This is a genomic window from Ruegeria sp. BG6, from assembly GCF_056538465.1.
The window spans coordinates 75,872-100,562 of record NZ_JBQFTB010000002.1 but is presented as its reverse complement, the minus strand read 5'-3'; the positions used below and the strand labels follow the sequence as shown (position 1 = coordinate 100,562).

Annotated in this window: 22 protein-coding genes; 19 read left to right on the top strand and 3 right to left on the bottom strand. The window is 60.0% G+C overall.

The annotated features are described in order from the left end of the window. Window positions 1-67: 67 nt before the first annotated feature. Genes ACR0JW_RS05445 through ACR0JW_RS05435 form a run of 3 tightly spaced genes read left to right on the top strand, consistent with a single transcriptional unit; the run spans window position 68 to window position 2,112 of the window. Window positions 68-481: a RidA family protein gene (locus ACR0JW_RS05445; RefSeq protein ID WP_480492366.1), complete on the top strand. Its 414-nt coding sequence runs from the start codon at window positions 68-70 to the stop codon at window positions 479-481. Continuing rightward, window positions 478-1,278: a class I SAM-dependent methyltransferase gene (locus ACR0JW_RS05440; RefSeq protein WP_480713655.1), complete on the top strand. Its 801-nt coding sequence runs from the start codon at window positions 478-480 to the stop codon at window positions 1,276-1,278. Before ACR0JW_RS05445 ends, ACR0JW_RS05440 begins: the two co-directional genes overlap by 4 nt. Before the next feature lie 21 nt (window positions 1,279-1,299). Then, complete coding sequence (locus tag ACR0JW_RS05435; protein WP_170678762.1) at window positions 1,300-2,112, top strand: methyltransferase domain-containing protein; 813 nt, start codon at window positions 1,300-1,302, stop codon at window positions 2,110-2,112. Window positions 2,113-2,162: 50 nt separating this feature from the next. Here ACR0JW_RS05435 and ACR0JW_RS05430 read toward each other — a convergent pair whose 3' ends face one another. Next, complete coding sequence (locus ACR0JW_RS05430) at window positions 2,163-2,351, bottom strand: hypothetical protein (protein ID WP_480713654.1); 189 nt, start codon at window positions 2,349-2,351, stop codon at window positions 2,163-2,165. A gap of 254 nt (window positions 2,352-2,605) precedes the next feature. Between ACR0JW_RS05430 and ACR0JW_RS05425 the strand changes: the two genes are divergently transcribed. From ACR0JW_RS05425 to ACR0JW_RS05375, 11 genes are all read left to right on the top strand, one after another. Next, window positions 2,606-3,475, top strand: coding sequence for a LysR family transcriptional regulator (locus tag ACR0JW_RS05425; RefSeq protein ID WP_170678760.1), 870 nt, complete (start codon window positions 2,606-2,608; stop codon window positions 3,473-3,475). A gap of 247 nt (window positions 3,476-3,722) precedes the next feature. Further along, window positions 3,723-4,859 carry a LacI family DNA-binding transcriptional regulator gene (locus tag ACR0JW_RS05420; protein WP_170678758.1) on the top strand — a complete coding sequence of 379 codons (1,137 nt, stop codon included), beginning with the start codon at window positions 3,723-3,725 and terminating at the stop codon, window positions 4,857-4,859. Window positions 4,860-4,875: 16 nt separating this feature from the next. Beyond that, window positions 4,876-6,237, top strand: a complete 1,362-nt coding sequence (locus tag ACR0JW_RS05415; protein ID WP_170678756.1) for an extracellular solute-binding protein — start codon at window positions 4,876-4,878, stop codon at window positions 6,235-6,237. Window positions 6,238-6,308: 71 nt separating this feature from the next. Next, window positions 6,309-7,544 (top strand): carbohydrate ABC transporter permease, encoded by a 1,236-nt coding sequence (locus tag ACR0JW_RS05410; protein WP_170678754.1) that lies wholly within the window; start codon window positions 6,309-6,311, stop codon window positions 7,542-7,544. Then, window positions 7,544-8,752: a carbohydrate ABC transporter permease gene (locus ACR0JW_RS05405; RefSeq protein ID WP_480713653.1), complete on the top strand. Its 1,209-nt coding sequence runs from the start codon at window positions 7,544-7,546 to the stop codon at window positions 8,750-8,752. The genes ACR0JW_RS05410 and ACR0JW_RS05405 overlap by 1 nt, the downstream gene beginning before the upstream one ends. Window positions 8,753-8,757: 5 nt before the next feature. Next, window positions 8,758-10,005, top strand: coding sequence for an MGH1-like glycoside hydrolase domain-containing protein (locus ACR0JW_RS05400; protein WP_480713652.1), 1,248 nt, complete (start codon window positions 8,758-8,760; stop codon window positions 10,003-10,005). Further along, entirely contained in the window at window positions 10,005-11,057 is a 1,053-nt protein-coding gene (locus ACR0JW_RS05395; protein ID WP_170679222.1) for a sn-glycerol-3-phosphate ABC transporter ATP-binding protein UgpC, read from the top strand. Before ACR0JW_RS05400 ends, ACR0JW_RS05395 begins: the two co-directional genes overlap by 1 nt. Before the next feature lie 180 nt (window positions 11,058-11,237). Then, window positions 11,238-12,905, top strand: coding sequence for a thiamine pyrophosphate-dependent enzyme (locus tag ACR0JW_RS05390; RefSeq protein ID WP_170678748.1), 1,668 nt, complete (start codon window positions 11,238-11,240; stop codon window positions 12,903-12,905). Then, entirely contained in the window at window positions 12,902-14,095 is a 1,194-nt protein-coding gene (locus tag ACR0JW_RS05385) for a pyridoxal phosphate-dependent aminotransferase (protein WP_170678746.1), read from the top strand. Before ACR0JW_RS05390 ends, ACR0JW_RS05385 begins: the two co-directional genes overlap by 4 nt. Continuing rightward, a complete protein-coding gene (locus tag ACR0JW_RS05380) occupies window positions 14,095-15,438 on the top strand; it encodes an MmgE/PrpD family protein (protein WP_170678744.1) in 1,344 nt (447 codons plus the stop codon). The genes ACR0JW_RS05385 and ACR0JW_RS05380 overlap by 1 nt, the downstream gene beginning before the upstream one ends. 70 nt (window positions 15,439-15,508) lie before the next feature. Continuing rightward, complete coding sequence (locus tag ACR0JW_RS05375) at window positions 15,509-16,414, top strand: LysR substrate-binding domain-containing protein (RefSeq protein ID WP_170678742.1); 906 nt, start codon at window positions 15,509-15,511, stop codon at window positions 16,412-16,414. 170 nt (window positions 16,415-16,584) lie between these two features. On the opposite strand, the gene ACR0JW_RS05370 is transcribed toward ACR0JW_RS05375, so the two are convergent. Beyond that, entirely contained in the window at window positions 16,585-17,286 is a 702-nt protein-coding gene (locus ACR0JW_RS05370) for a GntR family transcriptional regulator (RefSeq protein ID WP_170614033.1), read from the bottom strand. 77 nt (window positions 17,287-17,363) lie between these two features. Between ACR0JW_RS05370 and ACR0JW_RS05365 the strand changes: the two genes are divergently transcribed. Next, window positions 17,364-17,903 (top strand): HutD/Ves family protein, encoded by a 540-nt coding sequence (locus ACR0JW_RS05365; RefSeq protein ID WP_480713651.1) that lies wholly within the window; start codon window positions 17,364-17,366, stop codon window positions 17,901-17,903. On the opposite strand, the gene ACR0JW_RS05360 is transcribed toward ACR0JW_RS05365, so the two are convergent. Further along, a complete protein-coding gene (locus tag ACR0JW_RS05360) occupies window positions 17,900-19,264 on the bottom strand; it encodes a formimidoylglutamate deiminase (RefSeq protein WP_170678738.1) in 1,365 nt (454 codons plus the stop codon). The two genes, ACR0JW_RS05365 and ACR0JW_RS05360, sit on opposite strands and share 4 nt — an antisense overlap. Window positions 19,265-19,345: 81 nt before the next feature. Here ACR0JW_RS05360 and hutI point away from each other — a divergent pair, with 81 nt between their 5' ends. The 4 genes from hutI to hutU are packed head-to-tail and all read left to right on the top strand — an operon-like array spanning window position 19,346 to window position 24,562. Continuing rightward, window positions 19,346-20,557 carry an imidazolonepropionase gene (gene hutI / locus ACR0JW_RS05355; RefSeq protein WP_170678736.1) on the top strand — a complete coding sequence of 404 codons (1,212 nt, stop codon included), beginning with the start codon at window positions 19,346-19,348 and terminating at the stop codon, window positions 20,555-20,557. Then, the gene (gene hutH, locus ACR0JW_RS05350; protein WP_480713650.1) at window positions 20,554-22,092 is read left to right on the top strand and encodes a histidine ammonia-lyase; all 1,539 of its coding nucleotides are present in this window, start codon (window positions 20,554-20,556) and stop codon (window positions 22,090-22,092) included. Before hutI ends, hutH begins: the two co-directional genes overlap by 4 nt. Next, entirely contained in the window at window positions 22,089-22,883 is a 795-nt protein-coding gene (gene hutG, locus ACR0JW_RS05345) for an N-formylglutamate deformylase (protein ID WP_170678732.1), read from the top strand. The genes hutH and hutG overlap by 4 nt, the downstream gene beginning before the upstream one ends. Then, the gene (gene hutU, locus ACR0JW_RS05340) at window positions 22,880-24,562 is read left to right on the top strand and encodes a urocanate hydratase (RefSeq protein ID WP_480713649.1); all 1,683 of its coding nucleotides are present in this window, start codon (window positions 22,880-22,882) and stop codon (window positions 24,560-24,562) included. The genes hutG and hutU overlap by 4 nt, the downstream gene beginning before the upstream one ends. The last annotated feature ends 129 nt before the right edge of the window (window positions 24,563-24,691 follow it).

Here is a 24,691-nt window from a genome sequence, read left to right as displayed (position 1 = left end):
TCGATTATTTCTGAGACAAGAAAAAAAGAATTCTCTACACTAGCGCATCAATTTGGGGGAACCAGTAATGAAGGGACGGCAACTCGTTTCGAACGGCAACCCGATGGAAGAGATCGTTGGGTTCAGCCGTGCTGTTCGGGTCGGATCGTTCATCGCCGTCGGGGGAACTGCGCCGGTCGATGCAAACGGTAAAACGGTCGGCATCGGCGATGTCTATGCCCAGACCAGACAGTGTTTCGAAATCATCAAGGCGGCCCTCGAAGACGCCGGATCCGGCTTGCAGGACATTGTCCGCACCCGCGTGATCCTGACGGATATCGACAACTGGAAGGAGGCGATCGAGGCGCGGAAACACTATTGCAGGGACTCCCGGCCGGTGGACACGATCATGGCGATTGAACGCTTCGTGAACCCGGAATGGCTGGTCGAAATCGAAGTGGATGCCGTGATCCCCGAAGACACAGGCGGAGCATCGTCATGACCACATCTGCGAAATTCGACAGCTGGGCCGCCGGTGACGCTTACGAACATTACATGGGCCGGTGGAGCCGACAGATCGCCCGCGATTTCCTGGATTGGCTGGCACCTTCGCCTGACGCCGACTGGATAGATGTCGGATGCGGAACCGGCGCGCTTTCCGCAACCATTCTGGACCACTGTCGCCCGAAATCCGTGCTCGGCGTTGATCCGTCGGACGGCTTCGTCGCCTTCGCCCGCGAAAACTCGGCAGATGACCGCGCACGGTTTGCCGTCGGCGGTGCGGAAGATCTGCCTGCCGAGACCGGGATGTTCGACATCGCGACGTCTGGTCTGGCCGTCAATTTTTTTCCCGATGCAACTGCGGGTCTGCAGGAAATGATGCGCGTTGTCAGGCCGGGAGGCACTGTTTGCTTCTATGTCTGGGACTATCCCGGCGGCGGCATGGGTTTAATCAGTACTTTCTGGAAAGCTGCGGCATCAATTGATGAAAACGCGGCCAGTTTGGACGAGGCGGCCCGGTTTCCTCAATGCACGCCCGACGGGCTGACCGAGCTTTGCAAGGCTGCGGGCCTGCAATGCGATGTGGCACCCATCCAGCGCGACACCCGCTTTTCCGACTTCGAAGCGTTCTGGGACCCGTTCACACGAGGGGCTGGACCGGCACCGGGCTACCTCGCAAAGCTCGCTCCGAAACAACAGGCCGAACTGAAAGGCAGATTAAAGACCGATCTGGGCGAGAACGAGATCGTGCTGCCGGCCCGCGCCTGGGCCGTCAAGGCAACCAATACCCGCGCCTAGTAAACTTCGGACGGCAATCCAATGTCGCAAGACAACACCTTTCATCTTTCGACCTCTGCAGCGGAAACATACGAAAAACAACGCGTGCCGGCCATTTTCGGCCCGATGGCAGAAGCCACGCTGAATGCCATTTCGTTGCCCCCCGCAAAAACCGTGCTCGACGTGGCCTGCGGAACGGGGGTCATGGCCCGCGCCGTGGCCAAGCGGCTGACCACACCCGCTCGTATTGTCGGATGCGATCTGAACCCGGCCATGATCCAGGTTGCCTACGCAAACACGCCGGACGGCCCGCACCGATTTGAATGGACCGAGGCACCGGCCCAGTCGATGCCTCTGAAAGACGGGGAAGTCGATCTGGCGTTTTGCCAACATGGTTTGCAGTTTTTTCCTGACAAACCCGCAGCCCTGGCCGAGATCAGAAGGATCGTAAAGCCAGACGCGCTGGTTGTCGTGACATGCTGGAAAGCTATCCCGCCCTTTTTTGCGGTCGTTGCCGATGTGCTGAAAGTCCACATTGGTGACACGGCCGCCACAACGGCTGTTCAACCCTTCACATGGAACGACGCCGATGAGGTTCGCGAATTGATTGGAGCCGCTGGTTTCAACGTCGCCGCACCGCAGACCATTTCCGTCGACCGAAAACTGCGCTGCGACGCGCAAGCCATGCGAGACGAACTGTTATCAACTCCGAACGAAAAGGCGCTTCGCGCGGCGGGAGAGGAAGCCACCAACGTTGTTGCTTCAGAGATACTAAAGGCGGTCACTCACTTTCGCGACGGCGAGTTCCTGGTCATGCCGCAAAAGGCGCTTTTGTTCGAAGCGGTCGCCAGATAGCAGACGGCCGAAGTTCGGATCGGTTCCCTCGCACCTGATGATTGTTCGACTCAACTGACAAAGCCATCTGCATCCGGGCCGAATTCCAGAAAGAATTCATCAGGGACTGCAGGATACTTCGTCTGAAGCTCCGCCAGAGAGGCCATGCCGTCACCGTCCATATCCAGATCGGCGGGCATGGGGAACACAAGCCGGGCAAACAGCGACGAGAGCAGTGACACAACAGAATCTCGACCCATTTTAGTCTCCGTCAGATATGGGCAACTACCCATTGCAAGGTTGGTGTAGCGCTCCGGTGCCGGTGAAATTTCTTCGGGTATCAGACTTCATTGGTTCCTCAGCTTGGGTGCTGCAATACGAAATTAGAAGTGTTGATTGGTGATCCGATATGGCAGGGGCACTTTCGCGCTACACATAAAATATGGCACGGCCTCATTTTATTGAAAAACGAATTTTTATCACGGATAGTATCGATCAATCAAATAGGTGGCTCATGGATATTGAACTTGCCCGCACGTTCCTGGCGGTCGTTGAGACGGGCACCTTTTTCGATGCCGCAAACAAGGTGCATGTCACACAATCGACCGTGAGCATGAGGATTCGGACGCTCGAGCAGCAGCTAGGCCAATCCGTTTTTGAACGTGGCAAATCCGGCGCGACCCTGACGCCAGCGGGGCGGCATTTCCTCAAACACGCTCAGGTTCTGGTACGCACCTGGACACAGGCAAAGCTGGATGCAAGCCTTCCGGCGGCGATGACAGCCGCGCTGGCGATCGGTGCGGCGCCGAGCTTATGGGACGGCTATTTGACCGACGCCCTGCCCAAGTTGATGACATTGATGCCCGATGTTGCCATCAAAGCGTCAGCCGCGTCTTCCGCAACCCTGACCCGCGAAATTGAAGAGGGCGGCCTGGACCTTGCAATTATGTACGAGCCGCGAAGCGTGTCAGGGCTATCTGCGGTGCAACTTTTCGAAGATGAGTTTGTACTGGTCACCAGCGGCCCGGATGCCCTGCCAGCCAATCTCGGCAACGCCTACATCCTGATAGATTGGGGCCCGGAATTCCGGGCCGACCATTTGCTGAACTTTCCCGAGCTTGATACGCCACGTCTTCAGTTGGGGATCGGAACCCTCGGCCTTCAATACCTACGCTCAATTCCCGCCGCTGGTTATTTTCCGAAACGCGTGATCGAACCGGAACTTGAAGGCGGGTGGCTTAAGCTGGTCAAGGCGGCCCCCCGGTTCGCATATGCCGCCTACGCGGTTTTCGACGAAAGCGAGGGGGATGGGCTGCCAGCCCAGGCCGCATCAGAGCTTCGTGCTGCCGCGAGTTCGTTGGGTCTTGCATCCCACAACGGATAAGATCGCCCTGCGGGCTTGATCGGCCACTTGCGGCTACCGCCACGGACATCGCCCCGATGGTTTCGTATGTGATCAGGCCGGATTTGCGCCGGGGAAGGCTTTGCGTTTCCTGAGCGTCGGTATTGCCAGCAATTCACCACCTATGTTGGCACTTGGATCAGTAGTCGGCGGATCCGGGTTTGGCTCGATCCAAAAAAACACACACAAAACTGTTGCCGAAACCGGTTTCGGCACTGAACCTGAGCATATGAACGCGAATCCGTCCACTTCCAAGGCAAGAAACAACGGGGCGACGCCCGCGGCGGCGGGTCGCGTCAAAATCGACGAACTGGCCGAACATCTGGGGCTGTCAAAAAGCACCGTTTCCCGCGCACTGAACGGCTATTCCGATATCGCCGAAACAACGCGAAAAAGGGTGGAAAACGCCGCGCGAAAGCTCGGTTACCGTCCATTGAGCCATGCACAGGCAATCCGAACCGGACGTGTTCGCGCCATCGCCATGGTTCTCAACAGTGAAGAGCCGGACGGGCACAATCCGTTCCTTCAGGAATTTCTTGCCGGTGCGTGCGAGGCCGCCAGCGGTTTTGACTGGACCATGACAATCTCGACCGCTAAATCCGAGCAGGACACGTTGAAAGTCCTGAGCCGTTTGGTCGAGGAGCGCAAGGCCGACGGCTTCATCCTGCCTCGGACCGCCGTGAATGATTCTCGTGTTCGTCTTCTGCGCCATCTTGGCGTGCCGCATATTCTATATGGACGAACCGGTTACGGACGCTCGAACCCGCCCGAAGGTACATCCTGGTTCGACATTTCCGGCGAAAGCGCAATGCGTAACGCAGTCCTGAGGCTGGCCGGGCACGGCCATACGCGGATCGGCTATGTCGGCAGCGATCTCAAATTCAACTACAGTCACCTGCGTCGGGACGGGTTTGTCGAGGGGCTGGGCATCGCAGGTCTGCCCTATGATCCTGAACTCGTGCGCGACGGTGCCCGAACCCGAGAGGAAGGGGCCGTGCAGGGCCGCGCGCTGATGCGGCTGAACCGCCCGCCCACAGCGATCGTTTTTGCCACTGATCTTGCTGCATTGGGCTTTTATACCGTGACCGCTGATTTAAACCTGCAGGTTGGTCGGGATGTCTCGGTCATTGCATATGACGGTATTCCCGAAAGCCAGCATGCCCACCCGGCATTGACCACCTTCAACGTGGATTCCGGCCAGGCCGGGCACAGGCTTGTGACACTGCTGATCCGTCAGATCAGGGGCGAAATCGCAGATACGCTGCGCGAGTTGGGTGAGGCCACGTTGGTTGAGCGCGCTTCAGACGGGCCGCCCACCTGTTCTCCAGAAGAACTGGCGCAAAAGATTTCCATACATGTCGAATAATCCGGGGAGGAACCAAATGACTATTCGCATCGCAACCCGTACGGCCAGGCTATTGCTTGGCACATCCCTTGCACTGACCTTGTCAGCGCTGTCGGCGCAAGCCGATACCATTCGCTTCTGGACCACGGAAGAACAGCCCGAACGCCTGGCAAAACAGCAGGAAATGGCTGATCAGTTCAAAGCCGATACAGGCACGACCGTCGAGGTGATCCCGGTGACGGAAAGCGATCTGGGCACGCGCGCAACCGCGGCTTTTGCAGCAGGCGACCTGCCGGACGTAATTTATCACACCCTGCAATATGCCCTGCCATGGGCAGAAGCTGGCATTCTTGACACCGAAGCCGCATCCGAAGTGATCGAAGAACTGGGCGCGGATACATTCGCACCCGGAGCCATCGCCATGGCCGCGTTCAACGATGAAACCGCATCGGTGCCTGTAGACGGCTGGACCCAGATGGTCGTCTATCGCAAGGACCTGTTCGAGGAGAACGGTCTCGAAGCCCCGGATTCCTTTGCCGATATTCAGGCGGCATTGGAAAAACTGCACAATCCGCCCGAGATGTACGGGTTCGTGTCCGCCACCAAAGTTGATGAGAACTTCATGAGCCAGGTTCTGGAGCATGTTTTCCTCGCCAATGGCGTCAGCCCGGTTGGTCCGGATGGCTTCCAACCACTGGACGAAGCCAAAACCACCGAAGTTCTGGATTTCTACAAGGCGATTTCCAAAGCCTCACCTCCGGGAGAGTTGTACTGGAAGCAATCGCGCGAGCTGTATTTTGACGGCAAAGCGGCAATGATCATCTGGTCGCCTTTCATTCTGGACGAGCTGGCCGGTCTGCGCGATAGCGCTCCGCCGACCATCAACGACGACCCGACCTCGCGTGATCTGGCGGGCAAGACAGGTATCGTGACCAAATTGTCCGGCCCTTCCAATCCTGACGGCGCGGCCTGGGGTGACGTTCGGTATCTCGGCATCACCAGCGACGCGGACACCGATGCAGCCATGGAATTCGTGAAATACGCCATGGATGACGGCTATACTCAGACGCTGGCAATCGCGCCTGAGGGCAAGTTCCCGGTCCGCCGCGGCAATGCCGAAAATCCGACGGCCTTTGCAGAAGCCTGGGCCGAATTGCCGGTCGGGGTGGATCGCAAGGCACCCTTGGGTGAGCTTTATGATCAGGCGATGATCGACGAAATCGTCGGTGGTCTTGACGTTGCACAGCGTTGGGGCGTGACCGAGGGGCAATTGTCCCTGGCGTCGAAAATGATCAACTCGCAGGCCATCAACCGTGTCGTTCGTCAGTATATCGACGATGAAATCGACGCCGCCGAGGCCGTAGCGGCCATGAACGACGAACTGGCCAAAGTTCGGTAGAACCACCGTCTCTCAATCAGAAACCGCAGCGGCGTGCGCGCCGCTGCACCCAACCCTCTCCGAGGTTTTCCATGTCTTCTTCGGTTACCCCACCGACCGGAACCGGGGCACTTGCCAAACGCGAGGCGCGTATGGCCTGGGCTCTGCTGGCTCCGACCGTGATCAGTGTGTCGCTTGTCGTGATCCTGCCGTTGCTGGCAATCATCTGGATCAGCTTCAAGCCATTTTCCCTGTCCGACCTGCGCCCACCCGCGCCGGTTGTCCGTGAAAATCTGCGCGGATCGGGCGACGATCTGCGGATCGAATACCGCTTGCGCAACTCCAGCCAGGAGATCGCGATCGAAGGCGTGACCCTGGCCGATGTTCTTCCTGACGGGGTGACCGCCGGAGAAGTCGTTGCGCCATGTGCTCTGGACGGGCAGGATTTGTATTGCGATTTCGGCACTTTGCAGGGTGGACAGCGTGAGCGTATCCGCATCCCGGTCACATTCGACGGCGACCCGGATGCGGTCGAGGATGCGGTCGAGGGATCAGAGCCGAAAGTCACCGGCAGCGGGCCGAATGTACTGACCAGTCTCGAATTCAGCCTCGAAAACTTTGCCCGCGTCTTTGACGGGAAAGAATTCTGGGGCGTTCTTTGGGTCACTCTGTTCTATACTGTATTCGGCACAATCGGTGCGCTGGTCATGGGCCTCTTTGCGGCCCTGCTGCTGAACAAAAGCTTCAGGGGGCAGGGCATCATCCGAGGCCTCTACCTGTTCCCTTACGTTGCCCCAGTGATTGCGGTCGCCTTCACATGGGTCACGCTGTTCGACCCATTCTCAGGTTCCGCCAACGCGTTGCTGGTGCAGATGGGACTGACCAGCGATCCCATCAACTTCTTCGGGGAACGTCCTCTGGCCCTGATCATGGTCACAGTGTTTGAGATCTGGCGCTATTTCCCTCTGTCCTTCCTGTTCATCCTCGCCAGGATGCAATCTATCGACTCCAGCATGTACGAAGCGGCGGATATGGACGGGGCTTCGCCATTCCAGAAATTCTGGTTGCTGAGCATCCCGCAATTGCTGGGTATCCTGTCAGTGCTGTTCCTGCTGCGCTTCATTTGGACGTTCAACAAATTCGATGACATCTTCCTGCTGACCGGCGGCAATGCAGGCACTCGCACGCTGACCGTGAATGTCTATGAACAGGCTTTTGCAATATCGAACATCGGCGCCGGTGCGGCGGTGGCGGTGGTGATCCTGGTGTGCCTGATTGCCTTCAGCTTTGTCTTCTTCCGCTTCATTAGCCGTGAGGAGGGTCTGTGATGCGCAAAGGGTATATAACCGGCCCAATTCTGGGCGCGCTTTGGCTGGTTGTCATCGCGACAACCGTCGCCGTCACCATGTCGTTTTCCACCGGGGCGGCATTTCGTCCCCAGTTACTGCTCTGCCTGATCTGGGGTGCGCTGGCAGGATGGATCTACATCCGGTTCCCGGCGCACCATGCACCGGCCCGCCTGGGTATATCGGCCATGCTGGGCCTGTCCGGCCTGACCGGGTTTGGCCCCGTTCTGATCGGTCCGGACACGTCAGTGCAGGCAGTCCTGGTTACTGTTCTGGCAATGGCCGCCGTAATTCACGTCTCGTTGGCTGCAATTCTCAGGGAAACCCCGTTCGGAAAGCTGACCCGGCACGAGTTCGAGGATGCGGTAATCCGGTTCTGCACCGGCTTCGGGTATATATTCTTCACGGCCATCGTGGTCATCCCGTTTTACGTCATGGTGATGACCAGCCTGAAATCCCAGCAGGCGTTGCTGCAAAATCCGCTGGATTTCTCGGTCGACCTGAGCCAGGGCACCGCACTATTCCGAAGTTATACCGAGCTGTTCCGTGACTTCAATTTCGGCACCTATTTGTGGACGTCCTTCTACGTCTCGGTCCTCACGGTATTCATTACGCTGGCCTTCAGCGTCCCCGGGGCCTACGCTGTTGCGCGGTTCCGGTTCAAGGGCCAAAAGGCGTTCTCGCGTTCGATATTGTTGATCTACATGGTGCCTATGATCGTTTTGGCGCTTCCGATCTATATCGCCTTCTCACTGACCGGGCTGCGCAACTCGATCCTCGGCATCGTCATGATCTATCCGGTGACAACGATCCCTGTCGCGCTCTACATGCTGCAAGGCTATTTTCGCGGCTTGCCGACCGAGGTTGAGGAAGCCGGTTTGATGGATGGGTTGTCACGCCTGTCGGTGATCTGGAAGATCACCCTTCCGCTCAGCCTGCCGGCTCTGGCGTCGGTCTCGCTTTACGTCTTCATGATCGCCTGGAACGAGTTCCTGCTGGCCTTCATGCTGCTGGACGATCCGTCAAAATTCACCCTGACCCGTGGGGTCACGATGCTGAATTCCTCAGAAATTCCCCGTCAGCACCTGATGGCCGGTGCGGTAATCGCCACTGTGCCGATCATGGCGCTGTTCCTGGGGCTTGAACGTTTCATGACCAAGGGCCTGACTGCGGGGTCCGTCAAAGGATGACCGAGATGAACCAACATACAAACCCTGACCGCGAGGCGCGCAATATCCTGATCGCCAATGACCGGGGAGGCTACACCATCCCGACCGAAGGGCTGTATCCTTATCAATGGAACTGGGACAGCGCGATCGCCGCGCTTGGGTTTGCCGAATTTGACATAGATCGAGCCTGGATTGAGCTTGAGACGCTGTTCTCGGGACAATGGGCTGACGGGATGGTCCCGCATATCCTGTTTCACAAACCCGATCCTGGGTATTTCCCCGGTCCGGATGTCTGGGGGTGCAACGGCCCGATCCCGTCGTCGGGCATCATCCAGCCACCCATTGCGGCCACCATGGCGCGCCTTATCTGGGACAAGGACCGGACACTGGGCGAAGTTCGTATTCGCGCGCTGTTCCCTGCCATGCTGGCCTGGCACCGTTGGATCATGAAATGGCGGCTGGACGATCTGGGGGCTGTCTGCACCACCCACCCCTGGGAGGCGGGCCGCGACAACGCCCCGGACTGGGACAAGGCGATGGCACGTATGGATGCCTCGGACGTGGGCGAATATGTCCGCCGGGACACAAGCCACGTCAACAGCGACGACCGGCCCACCAAGTTCGACTATGACCGGTACATCAAGCTGGTTCAGATCGGACGCCAAGCCGGATGGGATCAAAAGACTTTACTCAGCAAGAACCCGTTCCGCGTGGCGGACCCGACAATGACCTTCACCACCTTACGCGCGGCCCGCGATCTGTTGGCCGTAGGCACCGAACTCGGTCTGGAAACCGACGGCTTGAGCAACGACATCGCCCGGTTGGAGGAGGGCGCGCGGTCGCTGTGGAATGCCGATCTGGGGTCTTTTGACTCGCGCGATGCCCATAGCTGCGACTGGGCGGGCAGTATCTCGAACGCTTCCTTCATGTGCTGGTTTGCTGGCATCGAGTCACCCGAAATGCTGGAAAGGCTCAGAAAAGTTCAGAAAGCGGTCCCGCACCCCATTCCCAGCCACGACACGGAAAGCCCGAAATTCGATCCCCGCCGATACTGGCGCGGACCAACCTGGGCGATCATGAACATGATGATCGGCATTGGCCTTGCCGAAATGGGCCATGAGGCCGAGGCGGAAGACCTGCGCGCCAAAACCGCCGCGTTGATTTCCAATTTCGGGTTTGCTGAATACTTCGATCCCAATACCGGCAGTCCCGCGGGCGGGAATTCGTTTACATGGACAGCCGCCGTTTGGCTGATCTGGGCAGGGAGGAACTGATGGGCAGCATCAAGCTCAACGCGGTCGAAAAGTGGTTTGGTAACGTTCAGGTCATCAAGGGCATTGACCTTGACATAGACGAAGGTGAGTTCATCGTGTTCGTCGGCCCATCGGGCTGCGGTAAATCCACCCTGTTGCGGATGATCGGCGGCCTTGAAGACACTTCGCGCGGCGCAATTCTGATCAACGACAACGACGTCACCGATCACCCGCCTTCGAAACGCGGTCTAACCATGGTGTTTCAATCCTACGCCCTTTACCCCCATCTGACCGTGGCCGAGAATATGGGGTTTTCGCTGAAGGTTGCCGGGGCACCAAAAACAGACATCGACGCCCAGGTCAGCAAGGCTGCCGAGGTTCTGAAGCTGACGCCATTTCTGGAACGCAGGCCTAAGGACCTTTCAGGTGGTCAGCGCCAGCGTGTCGCTATCGGCCGCTCAATCGTGCGTGACCCCACCGCATTCCTGTTTGACGAACCTCTTTCGAACCTCGACGCCGCGTTGCGCGTCGAAATGCGCTACGAGATCGCCAAACTGCACCAGAACCTGAAACGTACCATGATCTACGTCACGCACGATCAGGTCGAGGCGATGACGCTGGCAGACCGGATCGTCGTGCTGGAATACGGTCATATCGCCCAGGTCGGCACTCCGCGCGAATTATATGAGCATCCAGCGAACCTGTTCGTAGCCCAATTCATCGGCAGCCCGAAAATGAACATCCTGCCGTGCACGACCGACAATGGTTCTTACCGCCTTTCGGGGGGTGGCAGTGGAACCTATGATCGGGCTGTAGCCGCGACACGGTTGGGCATCCGCCCCGAACATATTAAGGTCGTAGCACAAGGTGCAGGTCAGTGTGATGGCGTTATCGAGGTTATTGAGTATCTTGGCGCAGACACATTCCTGATCCTCGATTGTGGTGGCGAAGACAAAGTTACAGTCCGCATCACCGGTGATACCGAATTGCAGCCTGGCGCAACGGTTGGGTTGCACCTTGCACCAGAATTCCTGCATTTCTTCGATGTCGAGGATCAACGCGTTGATGTGTAAATGGGATTCTAAAGGCTAAGGTCGACACAATTGCACCCGTGACATGGCCCGAAGTAGGCATGCGCCGCCCGTTTGCACGTCGCACGGCCTGGATGTTTTTCCGGGCGCCCCTTCGGGATGAATTTACCTCAATCCCGGCGTGAAGAATTCAGTTTCGATCTTTGCTTCCGACTGAAAAACATGGACTCTGAAACAGGAGGCAATGTGATGCGGACAGGCGGACAGGTTTTGATCGACATGCTGCGGGTCAACGGTGTTGAGGCCATTTTCGGTGTCCCCGGTGAAAGTTACCTAGCGGCCCTGGATGCGCTGCATGATTGCTCGAACACACTAAAGTACTACACGACACGGCAAGAGGGCGGCGCGGCCTTCATGGCGGCGGCGTATTCGGACGCCACAGGCAAGCCCGGGGTCTGTTTCGTGACACGGGGCCCCGGGGTGACCAATGCCTCCATCGGGGTGCATACTGCGCAACAGGGCTCGACTCCGCTGATCCTGCTGATCGGTCAGATCCCGCGCACTCATCGCGACAAGGAGGCGTTTCAGGAGGTCGATTACCGTCGGTTTCTGGGCCATATGGTGAAATGGGTGGCCGAAATCGACGATCCCGCCCGCATCCCGGAATATGTGAACCGCGCCTTTCGCACCGCCCTTTCGGGACGGCCCGGCCCGGTGGCGCTGGCCCTGCCCGAGGATATGCTGGCCGAACTGACCGACGCCGCAGATCTGCCAAAGGTCAAACTGACCCCTCCCGCACCCACACCGGCCGATCTGGAACAGGTGTCCGCGCTTCTGGCCGAAGCCGAGCGCCCGCTGCTGCTGTTAGGCGGCACCTGCTGGACCGAAGAGGGGCATGCAGCCGCGATCCGCTTTGTCGAAGACCACGGGCTTCCGGTTGCCGTAGGGTTCCGCCGCCAGGGTCTGTTTCCGCATGACCACCCCAATTTTATCGGGAATCTGGGTTTTGGCGGCAATCCGATGCCAAATGAATACGCGACATCTGCTGATCTGGTGATCGCACTGAGCGCGCGCCTGAATGACGGGACCACACTGAAATTCAGCCTCATCCAATCGCCCCAACCGGATTGCAAGCTTGTGCACATCCTGCCGGGCCCCGAGGATCTGGGACGGCTCTATCAGGCCGACCTGCCCATTCTGGCCGACCCGAACGAAGCTGCAAAATCCCTGGCCTTGCTGCCGGTCGCAAAACGCCACTCGCCTGCCCGCGCGCGTGCCGATTACCAGGCGATGCGGGCCCTGCCTGTCCAACGCGGCCCGGTCGACATGGCCGAAGTGATGTGCGTGCTGAACTCCACTTTGCCTCGGGAAACTACGATGACCACCGGTGCGGGCAACGCGGCCGACTGGCCCAACATCCATTTCGACTACCGTCAGTTTCTGGGCGCTCTGGCCCCGATTTCCGGCGCGATGGGAATGGGCGTTCCGGCGGCGGTCGCCGCCAAGGTGGCGCGCCCCTATGCACCGGCCGTCTACGTCGCCGGGGATGGTGATTTTCTGATGAACGGGCAAGAGTTGGCGACGGCAATTCAATATGGGCTCGATCCTATATTCATCATCGTTGACAACGGCATGTACGGCACCATTCGCACCAATCAGGAGCGAAAGCATCCCGGGCGTATTTCGGGCACTTCACTGACAAACCCCGATTTCGCGGTCGTCGCGCAAGGCTATGGCGCACATGGCGAGCGGGTTGAGACGACCGCCGATTTCGCACCCGCGCTGGAACGCGCAATGGCATCCGGAAAAGCCGCCGTCATCCATATTCTTGTTGGCCCCGACAGTCTTGGCCCCAATCTGACCCTGACCGATCTGGCGGAGGCATCATGATGCTGTCCCGACTGGTCGACGCGCTGCCCGCATCACCGATCATCGGTGTCTTCAACAAAGCCTTCGAAATGCGGCAGGCCGGGGCCGATCTGATCGACTTTTCCGTGGGCGAACCGGATTTCGACACACCCGCCCATATTTGCGAGGCCGGGATTGCCGCCATTCGGGCGGGCGACACACGGTACACTCCGACCGACGGAAACGGAGCCGTCAAGGCGGCCGTGATCGAAAAGTTCCGCCGGGACAACAACCTGACCTTCTCGGCACAAGAAATCATCGTCTGTTCAGGCGCGAAGCCATTGCTGGCAACCGCCATTCAGGCAGTCCTGAACCCAGGGGACGAGATGGTCCTGCCTGTACCACTCTGGGCCTCGCACTTGGGTATGGTGCAGGCCGTGGGCGGAACGCCGGTTTTGGTCGACACTGCAGACAGCAACTTTAAACTGACGCCCGAAATCCTTGAAGCGGCAATCACGCCCCGGACGCGGCTGATGATGATCTGCTCACCCTCCAATCCGACCGGAGCAGTGTATTCAGCCACCGAGCTGGAGGCGCTGGCAGTGGTCTTCAGACGCCATCCGCAGGTCAATGTAATCTCGGACGATCTGTACGAACACATCATATTCGATGGCGCGGAGTTCGCGACACTGGCTGCTGTCGCGCCGGACCTGCAGCAGCGGATACTGACTGTGAACGGCGTGTCGAAATCCTACGCCATGACGGGCTGGCGAATCGGGTTTGCCGGTGGGCCCGAATGGTGGACCTACGGCATTCGCAGCCTGTTCAGCCAGACCAATGGCGGTCCGTGCTCGATCAGTCAGGCGGCGACGGTGGCGGCTCTGACCGGGCCGCAGGAATTCCTGAAAGACTGGTGCGCCATCTACCAGAAACGCCGCGATCAGGCTTTGACCGGGCTGGCCGAAATCGAAGGGCTGCAAACACTGAGCCCCGGCGGCGCGTTCTATTTGATGCCCGATTGCGGCGGACTGCTTGGACGCCGGACGCCCGGGGGTAAGATACTTACCAGCTCGACCGAACTGGCGGCCTATTTTCTGGAACACGGGGTCGTCGTGGTCCCCGGGCCCGGATTTTCATGTGATCCGTTCTTTCGCATGTCAATCGCAACGTCTGAAAACAACATATCGGAAGGTTTGAAGCGCATGAAATCCGCCGTGGACTTGCTGAGCTGATGGGACACAGATTCGACCAGTTCGCCGCCAATCTGCGTTATGATGATCTGCCCGAAACCGTCCTGTGGACGCTGCGCCGGTCCTTTGTCGACACGATCGGCGTGGCGGCCGTCGGCGTGACCACCGAAATGTCGGGCATCGCACGCCGCGTTGCACCGATGATATTCGGGGCGGGCACATCTGGTTCGGCGAGGATTCTGATGGATGGCCGCTCGGTCAGCCCTGTCGGGGCCGCCATGGCCGGCGCATTCACAGTGGACAGCATCGACGCCCATGACGGTACCACCCCGTGCAAAGGTCATGCGGGTTCAGCCGTGTTCCCGGCGATGATCGCAATGGCACAGGCCAGCGGCAATCAGATCGACGGCAGGCGCTTTGCCGCAATCCTCGCCACCGCATACGAAGTCTCCTACCGTGCCGGGTTGGTGCAACACGCAACCTGCGCTGATTATCACACCTCGGGCGCGTGGACCGCCGTTGGGGTCGCCGCCGCCGGAGCCAAACTGCTGGGTGGTAACGCGGAACAGATCCGGCAGGCCGCGGGGATCGGGGAATACCATGGCCCTCGCAGCCAGATGATGCGCTGCATCGACCATCCCACCATGGTTCGCGATGGCGTCGGTTGGGGCGCGCCCTCGGGGGTGACGGCGGCTTATCTTGCAATGGAAGGGTTCACCGGTGCCCCGGCGCTGACCTGCGAGGGCGAAGACGGCGCGGAATTCTGGGCCGATCTGGGCACCGGCTGGCGGCTGGTCGACCACACGCATTACAAGGCCTATCCCTGCTGCCGCTGGGCCCATCCCTCGCTCGATTCCGTACACGACATGATGCAGAAACACGGCTTCACCCACGAAAAGGTGAACAGCGTCGAAATCCGCACCTTCCACTATGCAACACGGCTGGCCGGTCACGAACCGCAAACTCAGGATGAGTTCGCCTATGCAATCGCCTTTCCCGTCGCCGCGATGCTCGTACGCGGTCAGGTGGGCGTCGACGAACTGAGCGCCGAGGCCCTACGCGACCCCGACATCCTGCGCGTAAGCCGCACCATCAAGCTGATAGATGATCCGGAAATGACCCGCATCAGTACCGACAAACGCTGGGCGCAGGTGACAATCATCCTCAGGAACGGTCAGCGGATCGTGGATGAGCCCCGCACACCGTGCGGTGACGCGGACATGGCACTCAGCGACGACCAGATCACCCAAAAGTTCCGCATGCTCGCCGCTCCGGTTCTTGAGGAATCCCGAGCCGAAGAAATCCGCGACCTGTCCGCGCAGTTCGATCAACTGTCGGCACAAGACTTGCGGCATCTGTTTGATCTGTGCACGGCTCCCGTATAAGGGGACAGGACTGGGAGCAGCGTATCATTTGTTCTAGGGTCCGCACGTTGGCCCGTAACCGGATGTTCAGATGTCACGCAAGATACCGCCATTTGCCGCCATTCGCGCGTTCGAAGCCGTCGTACGGCTGGGGCGCAACGTCGAGGCCGCGCGCGAGCTCAATATCACTGCCTCGGGCGTGAGCCATCAGATCCGGTCACTCGAAACCTTTGTCGGCGCGACCCTATTGAAGCGCGGAGCACATCAGAGCGTCGAACTGACAGACGAAGGGAAAGCGCTGTTCGGCCCCGTGCGCCAAGCCCTGGACACGCTTGATGCCGCCTTCGCCGAATATACCGGCGACAAGAGCGGGCAAACCGTGTCGGTCCATATGTACCAGTCACTGGCCAACATGTGGCTGATCCCGAACCTGCCCAATCTGCGCGAGGCAGCGCCGAACGTGACCGTCAAAATCATCACCATGCCAGAGGAAATCACACTTGCAGGCAGTGACGTCGACATGGCGATCGTCTTTGCCGACAAACCCCCGCAGGAGGCACGCTGCGTCAAGCTGTTCGATGAGATCATCCAGCCGGTTTGCGCCCCCGATTATCTGGAGGCCAGAGGCAGCATTCCACTGCCCGAAGAGATGCAGTCCGAGCCGCTGATCAGCAGCCACCACCACGCGAATGAATGGAGCCGTTGGTTTTCAGCAGCTGGTCTGAGCGAGATTTCATGGAAACCGGTCGCCGAGATGGATAATCGCTCGAACGCCCTGCAGGCCGCCAAAAGCGGGCTGGGCTGGGCCATGGACCGCCGCCCCTTTGGTGAGGAAAGCCGGCGCAAGGGCCAGTTGGTCGCTCCCCTTGATCTGAGCCTTCCGACCGGCAATGCCTACTACCTGCTGACCTCGTACCGCGCCGACGGGTCGCGTGCGGTCACTCAGTTCCGCAACTGGCTGCTGCGCATTTGCGCCAGAGAATTCCTGCTCAGGTAGGTTGTTCTGTTTCGCGCTTGAAATAATTCAGCGACGGGAAATGCACCTGTGTGCGCTGTTGCGGAAACCTGAGGCGTCGGCATTAAAAGGCTGGTCTCTCGCAGAACCTTTTTCAACGGGGATATACCGGTATTCTTCGACTGCCGGACAATGCCTGAGGGCGACCGCAGTCAATAGGTTGTGCGCATCTGATAGCCTTGGTGGAATGTCATGCGCACGAACGTGACGGGTTTGTTCTGAAACCATGTCGTGCGTTCCAGCTGAAACAGCGGTGTTCCGGACGGGACGGACAAAAAGTCCTGCAACGGGCCTGTGGCGGGGACGGCCGAGAAAGCGATTTCCGCATTTGAAAATGGCACTTCAGCCAGCAGCCATTCGTTGGGGCCAACGGTCAGGAAATCTTCGTTTGCAACATGGGGCACGGCGTCGATATTGATCCAACGCTCTTCGAATTGGAAAGGGCGGTTGTCGGCGTGGTGCATACAGGACAGATGCAGGACCTGCGCCGCCTCGGGCAAGCCCAGCTTGGCCTGCAGCCAGGCCGGGCAGGCAATGACAGTTCGGCTGACAAGCGCATAACGGTATTCGGCATTCATCTCTTCGATGGTCTGACGAACCACGGTGATGGGCAGTTTTGCCTGTTTGACCGGCATGGTGACCACGCGGGTGCCGCCCTTGCGTTTACGGGTGACGATCCCCTGATCTGCCAGTTCGCGCAGGGCCCGGTTGACCGTTGCACGGGCGCAGCCGAACTCAGCCGCCAGTTCCAGCTCGGTCGGCAGCAGGCTGCCCTGCGGCCAGACACGCGTCTGGATGCGGTTCAGCACTTCATCGCGGATCGCCTGAAAGCCTATGTTTTTCTGCTCGGTCAAGTTCTGCTCACTATATCATTTTGCTCATATTCATATTATGTCCAGATTAATGACAACATGCAAAGAAATTGACCCGCATGCGTATCAGGCTTGATGAGACGGCAGCCGCCCCCTGGGCCAATGGCGGCGGCGTAACCCGTGAACTGGCCGTCCAGCGGACTGAACACCAGCTCGCCTGGCGCATAAGCGTTGCCGAGATCGGCCGTGACGGGCCATTCTCGCGCTTTCCGGGGCTGGCGCGGGTGCACACGATCATCGACGGGGCCGGGCTGAATTTGCAAGGCTCGACCGACATTTATAAGGCCCGGCCGTTCAAGCCGCTATACTTCGATGGGGCGTTGCCGCTGAATGCGCGGCTGCTGGGCGGGCCGTGCCGGGCATTCAATGTGATTTACGATCCGCGGGTCACCACGGCCAGCGTGGATGTTCATATAGGTGCACAACCTTTCGATGTGTCACCGTTTGGATTCGTCTTTGTTGCCAAGGGTATGGCTGCCACGTCAGTTGGCGCTCAGTTGATCGCGGGAGAGGCGGAATGGCCGGATGACGCCTTAACCGTCACTCCGGCCCCTGATGCCATAGTCCTGTCTGTCCGATTTGCACAGGTTAGCGCCTAGAGACCAGACAGAAGCCCGGCCATGGCGGCCCGGTAACCGGAGATGATCTGGTCCCGTGCCACGTGGCGGCCATTTTGCACACGATGGCGACCAGCAGACCACAGGTCGGTCACCACATGGTCCTTTGCGGCAAAGACTAGCCCGTCCAGTAGCTGGTCCGGGCGCAAGGCACACAAGGCTGGATTTTGCCCGTCCACAGCCACGAGGTCGGCGAGCTTGCCCTCGGCAATCTGCCCCGCATCGCGGTCAAGCGCCTGCGCGCCACCCTCTGCCGCGCCGCAATAAAGCGTCCGCCCGACCGAGCCCTCGCCCACGACCAGCACATTGCGCGACAGATCGCGCAGACGCTGGGAATACTCCAGTGTGCGCAACTCTTCAGTCAGGGATATCAACACGTTGGAATCCGAACCCACGCCAAAGGCGCCGTTTGCATTCAGGTAAGTCGCGCCGTTGAAGGGACCATCGCCCAGATTGGCCTCGGTCACCGGACAGAGGCCCGCAACGGCACCGCTGGCGGCCATGGCGCAGGTCTCGGCCTCGGTCATATGCGTGGCGTGAATCAGGCACCAGTTCGCATCGACCGGCGCATTGTCCAGCAGCCATTCAACCGGGCGCGCACCCAGACCCGCCTGCACTTCAGCCACCTCCTTGGGTTGTTCGGCGATGTGAATGTGGATCGGGCCAGCGCCCTGCGCGGCAACAACTTGCGCCAGATCGGCTGGCGAAGTGGCACGCAGGGAATGCGGGGCGATGCCGACCCGGCAGTCATCTGGCAGATCACCAAGCGCGCCACGGGCTTGCTCCACCAATTTGCAGAAACGGTCCACATCGTTGCCAAAGCGGCGCTGGCCACTCTCCAGCGGTTTTTCCCCGACGCCCGCATAGGAATAGAGCACCGGCAGATGCGTCAGTCCAATCCCGGTCTCGGCGGCAGCGGCCATGATCCGATCCGACAGCTCGGCAAGGCGGTCATAAGGCGTCCCGTTCGACTGGTGATGCAGATAGTGGAATTCGCCGACCGCGGCATATCCGGCCTCCTGCATCTCAAGATAGACCAACGCCGCGATGGCCTGAACCTGTTCGGGGCTTAGATGGCCGGTAAAGCGATACATCAGATCGCGCCAGGTCCAGAAACTGTCGCGACCGGCCAGACGATACTCGGTCATCCCGGCCATGGCGCGCTGGAAGGCGTGACTGTGCAGGTTCGACAATGCAGGCAGCAGAATGTCGACGCGGGTATCTTCATCACGCGCCGCGGAATCCGGCGTCAGGCGCGCAATCCGCCCGCTTTCGACCTCAAGCCGCAGGTTCTCTGCCCAGCCAGTGGGCAGCAGGGCGCGATTTGCGAATATGGCTGTCATGTGTGTCTCCGCTTTATGGATAGACATATGACATAAAGACCTGTACCAGAAAAGAGAGAATTGCAGGGGAGGGGGATTCGAATGCAGGCCCGCGATCATCTGTTCACCGATCTGCACGCAGCGACGATGTTGGAAGCTGCCAATGCCTATGGTCTGATTAAGGATGCCGCGATTGCGGCTGTGGATGGCCGTATCGCCTGGGTCGGTCCGCAGACCGAACTGCCCGCTGAATTTGCAGCGCTGCCCCGGACCTCGTTCGAGGGTCGACTGGTGACACCTGCATTTATTGACTGTCATACGCATGTGGTCTTTGGCGGCCACCGCGCGGTCGAGTTCGAGATGCGGCTGAACGGCGCCAGCTATGAAGAAGTGGCGCGTGCAGGCGGTGGCATCATCTCGACCGTAAAGGCGACGCGCTCTGCCAGTTTGGAGGATCTGGTCACGCAGGCGCTGCCACGAGTGGATGCGATGCTGGCCGAAAGTGTTTCGGTGATCGAGGTCAAATCCGGCTACGGGCTGGATAAAGAAACCGAATTGAACATGCTGCGCGCGGCAAGGGCGCTGCCACGACATCGCCCTGTCCGGGTCGTGACCAGCTTTCTGGGCGCCCATGCAGTTCCGGTTGAATATCAGGACCGCCCCGAAGCGTATATCACCGAAGTCTGCATTCCGACCCTGCGTGCCGCCCATGCGGAAGGGTTGGTGGACGCGGTGGATGCCTTCTGCGAAGGGATTGCGTTCCTGCCCGAGCAACTGGTGCCATTGTTCGATGTGGCCACAGAATTAGGACTGCCGATCAAATGCCATACCGAACAGTTGTCCAATCTGGGCGGCACGAAACTTGCCGCATCCTACGGGGCGATCTCAGCCGATCACATTGAATATCTGGACGAGGACGGCGTTCAGGCCATGGCGGCCGCCGGCACGGTCGGAGTCATCTTACCCGGTGCCTTCTACACCCTGCGCGAAACACAAGCCCCGCCAATCGACCTGCTGCGCAAGCACAAGGTACCGATGGCGCTGGCCACAGACTGCAATCCGGGTTCTGCGCCAATGACCTCGCTTTTGCTGGCGATGAACATGGGTTGCACCCTGTTCCGGATGACGCCCGAAGAGGCGCTGCAAGGTGTCACCACCCATGCGGCACGCGCGCTGCGCCTAGACGATTGCGGCCGTATCGCCCCCGGTTTGCGCGCCGATCTTGCCGTCTGGAATGCAACGCACCCGGCTGAACTGGCCTATCGCATCGGCTTCAACCCGCTTCATTCCCGCATACTCGGAGAACTCAATTGACCACCCTGACACTCACCCCCGGCTCTGTGTCTCTGGCGCAACTGGAACAGGTATACCGGGAAGAATGCGCGGTTCGGCTAGACCCGGCCTGCCGCCCCGGCATTGAAGCTGCCCATGCGCACATTGCCGATGCGGCAGCAGGTGATGCGGCGGTTTATGGGGTCAATACCGGGTTTGGAAAACTGGCAAGCGTCAAGATCGCGGCCGAAGATACGGCGACCCTGCAGCGCAACCTGATCCTGTCCCATTGCTGTGGGGTGGGGCCGGCCATTACGCGCGCCCATGCGCGGCTGATGATGGCGCTGAAACTGCTCAGCCTCGGGCGCGGTGCATCCGGTGTGCGGCTGGAACTGATCGACCTGCTTGAGGCGATGCTGGACAAGGGCGTGACCCCGGTGATCCCAGCGCAGGGGTCCGTGGGCGCGTCAGGTGATCTTGCGCCCTTGTCGCATATGGCAGCGGTGATGATGGGCGCAGGCGAGGCCGAGTTTGGCGGCACCGTGATGCCGGGCGACCAAGCACTGGCCGCAGCCGGTCTGACCCCGGTCGAACTTGGCCCCAAAGAAGGTCTGGCCCTGATCAACGGAACCCAGTTTTCGACCGCGTTTGCTTTGGCCGGTCTTTTTGGTGCGTGGCAGGCCGCTCAAAGCGCGCTGGTGACATCGGCGCTGACCACCGACGCGATCATGGGGTCAACCGCGCCATTGCAGCCCGAGATTCACACATTGCGTGGCCATCGCGGCCAGATAGAGGCCGGGGCCACGATGCGCGCATTGCTGGCCGGATCGGTGATCCGCGAAAGTCATCGCGAGGGCGACACGCGGGTGCAGGACCCTTATTGCATCCGCTGCCAGCCGCAGGTCGTGGGTGCCGCGATGGACGTCCTGCGACAGGCCGCCACGACGCTCGAGATCGAGGCCAATGCCGCGACCGACAACCCGCTGGTGCTGGCCGACGCAGGGCTCATCGTCTCGGGTGGCAATTTCCATGCTGAACCCGTGGGGTTTGCCGCCGATATGATCGCGCTGGCGATTGCGGAAATCGGGGCCATTGCGCAGCGCCGTATCGCCCTGATCGTCGATCCGGTGCTCAGCTTTGACCTGCCACCCTTCCTGACCCCCAATCCGGGGCTGAACTCGGGGCTTATGATTGCCGAGGTCACCACCGCCGCCCTGATGAGCGAGAACAAGCATCTGGCCAACCCCTGCGTGACCGACTCGACCCCGACCTCGGCCAATCAGGAGGATCACGTGTCCATGGCCGCCCATGGTGCACGACGCCTGGGGCAGATGGTGACCAATCTGGAACGCATTCTGGGGGTCGAACTGCTTTGCGCCACGCAAGGGATCGAGTTCCGCGCGCCGCTGCCCACCAGCGAGACCCTGCAGGGCGTGATGGCGCGTCTGCGCGCGGTGGTTCCTCCCCTTGGCGATGACCGCTATACCGCCCCGGATATCGAGGCAGCCTCGGCTCTGATTGCCAATGGTGAGATTGCCAAAGGCACAGAGATAGAAATGCCCGGGCTTGGCGCATGACCCATCCGGTGGAAATCATTCGGGGCGACAGCCCCCTTGTGCTTGGGCTGCCCCATACGGGCACCTACGTTCCGCCTGACATCAAGGCCAGGCTGAACGACCGCGGCCGGGAACTGGCCGATACGGACTGGCATATTGACCGGCTTTACGAAGGGCTTCTTCCGGGGGCCACCACGGTGCGTGCCACATTCCACCGCTATGTGATTGATGCCAACCGTGATCCTTCGGGCGTGTCTCTCTATCCCGGGCAGAACACCACGACGTTGGTGCCGCTGACGGATTTCGACGGGCATGACATCTGGAACCAGCCACCTTCAGAGTTAGAGATCACCGATCGCCGGGAAACGTTCCATGCGCCGTATCACGCAGCGCTCGAGGCCGAACTGGCGCGGGTGAAGGCAATTCATGGAACTGTGGTTCTGTATGACTGTCATTCGATCCGCAGCCACATCCCGTTCCTGTTTGACGGTGTCCTGCCGGACATGAATCTGGGTACCAATGGCGGGACAACCTGCGCGCCCCAAATTGAGGCCATTGCCCATGAATTTGCCGCCTCGTCCCCCTACAGCACCGTATTGAACGGGCGGTTCAAGGGCGGGTGGACAACCCGGCACTATGGCCGCCCGGCTGAGGGTCTGCACGCCATTCAGATGGAACTGGCCCAATCCACCTACCTGACCACAGAAAGCCCGCCCTGGTCCTATGAAGACCGCAAGGCCACCCGCCTGCGCCGCTGGCTTTCCGACATTCTGGACGCCATCCAAGACACTGCACTGGAGCTTGCCCCATGACCGACCCCCGCAAGAACACCCGCGACATCTTTCCGCCAACCGGCTCTGAGCTGAACGCCAAAAGCTGGATGACCGAAGCCCCCCTGCGGATGATGATGAACAACCTGCACCCGGACGTTGCCGAAAACCCGCATGAACTGGTGGTCTATGGCGGCATCGGGCGCGCAGCGCGAACGTGGAAGGACTTTGACACCATCGTCGCCAGCCTCAAGGATCTTGAAGAAGACGAAACGCTGGTGGTGCAGTCCGGCAAGCCGGTGGCCATTGTGCGCACCCATTCGGATGCACCGCGGGTGCTGATCGCCAACTCGAACCTTGTGCCGCACTGGGCCAACTGGGATCACTTCAACGAGCTCGATAAGAAGGGCCTGATGATGTACGGCCAGATGACCGCCGGCTCGTGGATCTATATCGGAACGCAGGGCATTGTTCAGGGCACTTACGAAACCTTCGCCGAGGCCGGACGTCAGCATTATGGCGGCGATCTGAAAGGCAAGTGGATCCTGACCGGCGGTTTGGGCGGCATGGGTGGCGCACAGCCTCTGGCCGCCGTCTTTGCCAAGGCCTGCTGTCTCGCGGTCGAGTGCAATCCCGACAGCATCGATTTCCGCCTACGCACCAAATACCTGGACGAAAAGGCCGAGACGCTGGACGAGGCGCTTGAGATGATCGACCGCTGGACCAAAGCGGGAGAGGCGAAATCCGTCGGCCTCCTCGGCAATGCCGCCGAAATATTCCCCGAAATCTATGCCCGGATGCAGGCCGGCGGCATGCGTCCCGATATCGTCACCGACCAGACTTCGGCACATGACCCGGTCAACGGTTATCTGCCCCTGGGCTGGACCATGGCACAGTGGAAAGACAAGCGCGAAACCGATACCAAGGCGGTCGAAAAAGCGGCACGGGCCTCGATGAAACAACATGTGGCCGCCATGGTCGATTTCTGGAACGCAGGCGTTCCGACATTGGATTATGGCAACAACATTCGGCAGGTGGCACAGGATGAGGGTTTGGAAAACGCCTTTGCCTTCCCAGGATTTGTCCCGGCCTATATCCGTCCGCTGTTCTGCCGTGGTATTGGCCCGTTCCGCTGGTGTGCGCTGTCGGGCGACCCCGAGGATATCTACAAGACCGACGCCAAGATGAAGGAACTGTTCCCCGAGAACACCCATCTGCACAATTGGCTCGACATGGCGCAGGAGCGTATCGCCTTCCAGGGCCTGCCCGCGCGCATCTGTTGGATCGGGCTGGGCGACCGTCACCGCGCCGGGCTGGCGTTCAACGAAATGGTCAGGAACGGCGAGTTGAAAGCACCTGTCGTCATTGGTCGCGACCATCTGGACAGCGGTTCGGTCGCATCACCCAACCGCGAGACAGAAGCAATGCTGGATGGCTCGGACGCCGTCAGTGACTGGCCGCTGCTGAACGCGCTGGTCAATACTGCCTCGGGCGCCACATGGGTGTCGCTGCACCACGGTGGCGGGGTCGGAATGGGGTTCAGCCAGCACGCAGGCGTCGTGATTTGCGCCGACGGCACGGATGCGGCCGCCAAACGGCTTGAGCGCGTCCTGTGGAACGACCCGGCCTCGGGAGTCTGGCGGCACGCGGACGCCGGCTATGACATCGCAAAAGACTGCGCCCGCGAACATGGCCTGCGCTTGCCCGGCATCCTGGGGTAAATGTAAGTGGCGGAGGGGTTGCCCCTCCGCATCTGTACTGAAGATTGCGATTGCCACGGAAGCCCGCAAGGCCTAGGCCTTGCGGCACCTGAATTCAGGTTCGAACGCAGTGGTGATCGCGTGCTCCCT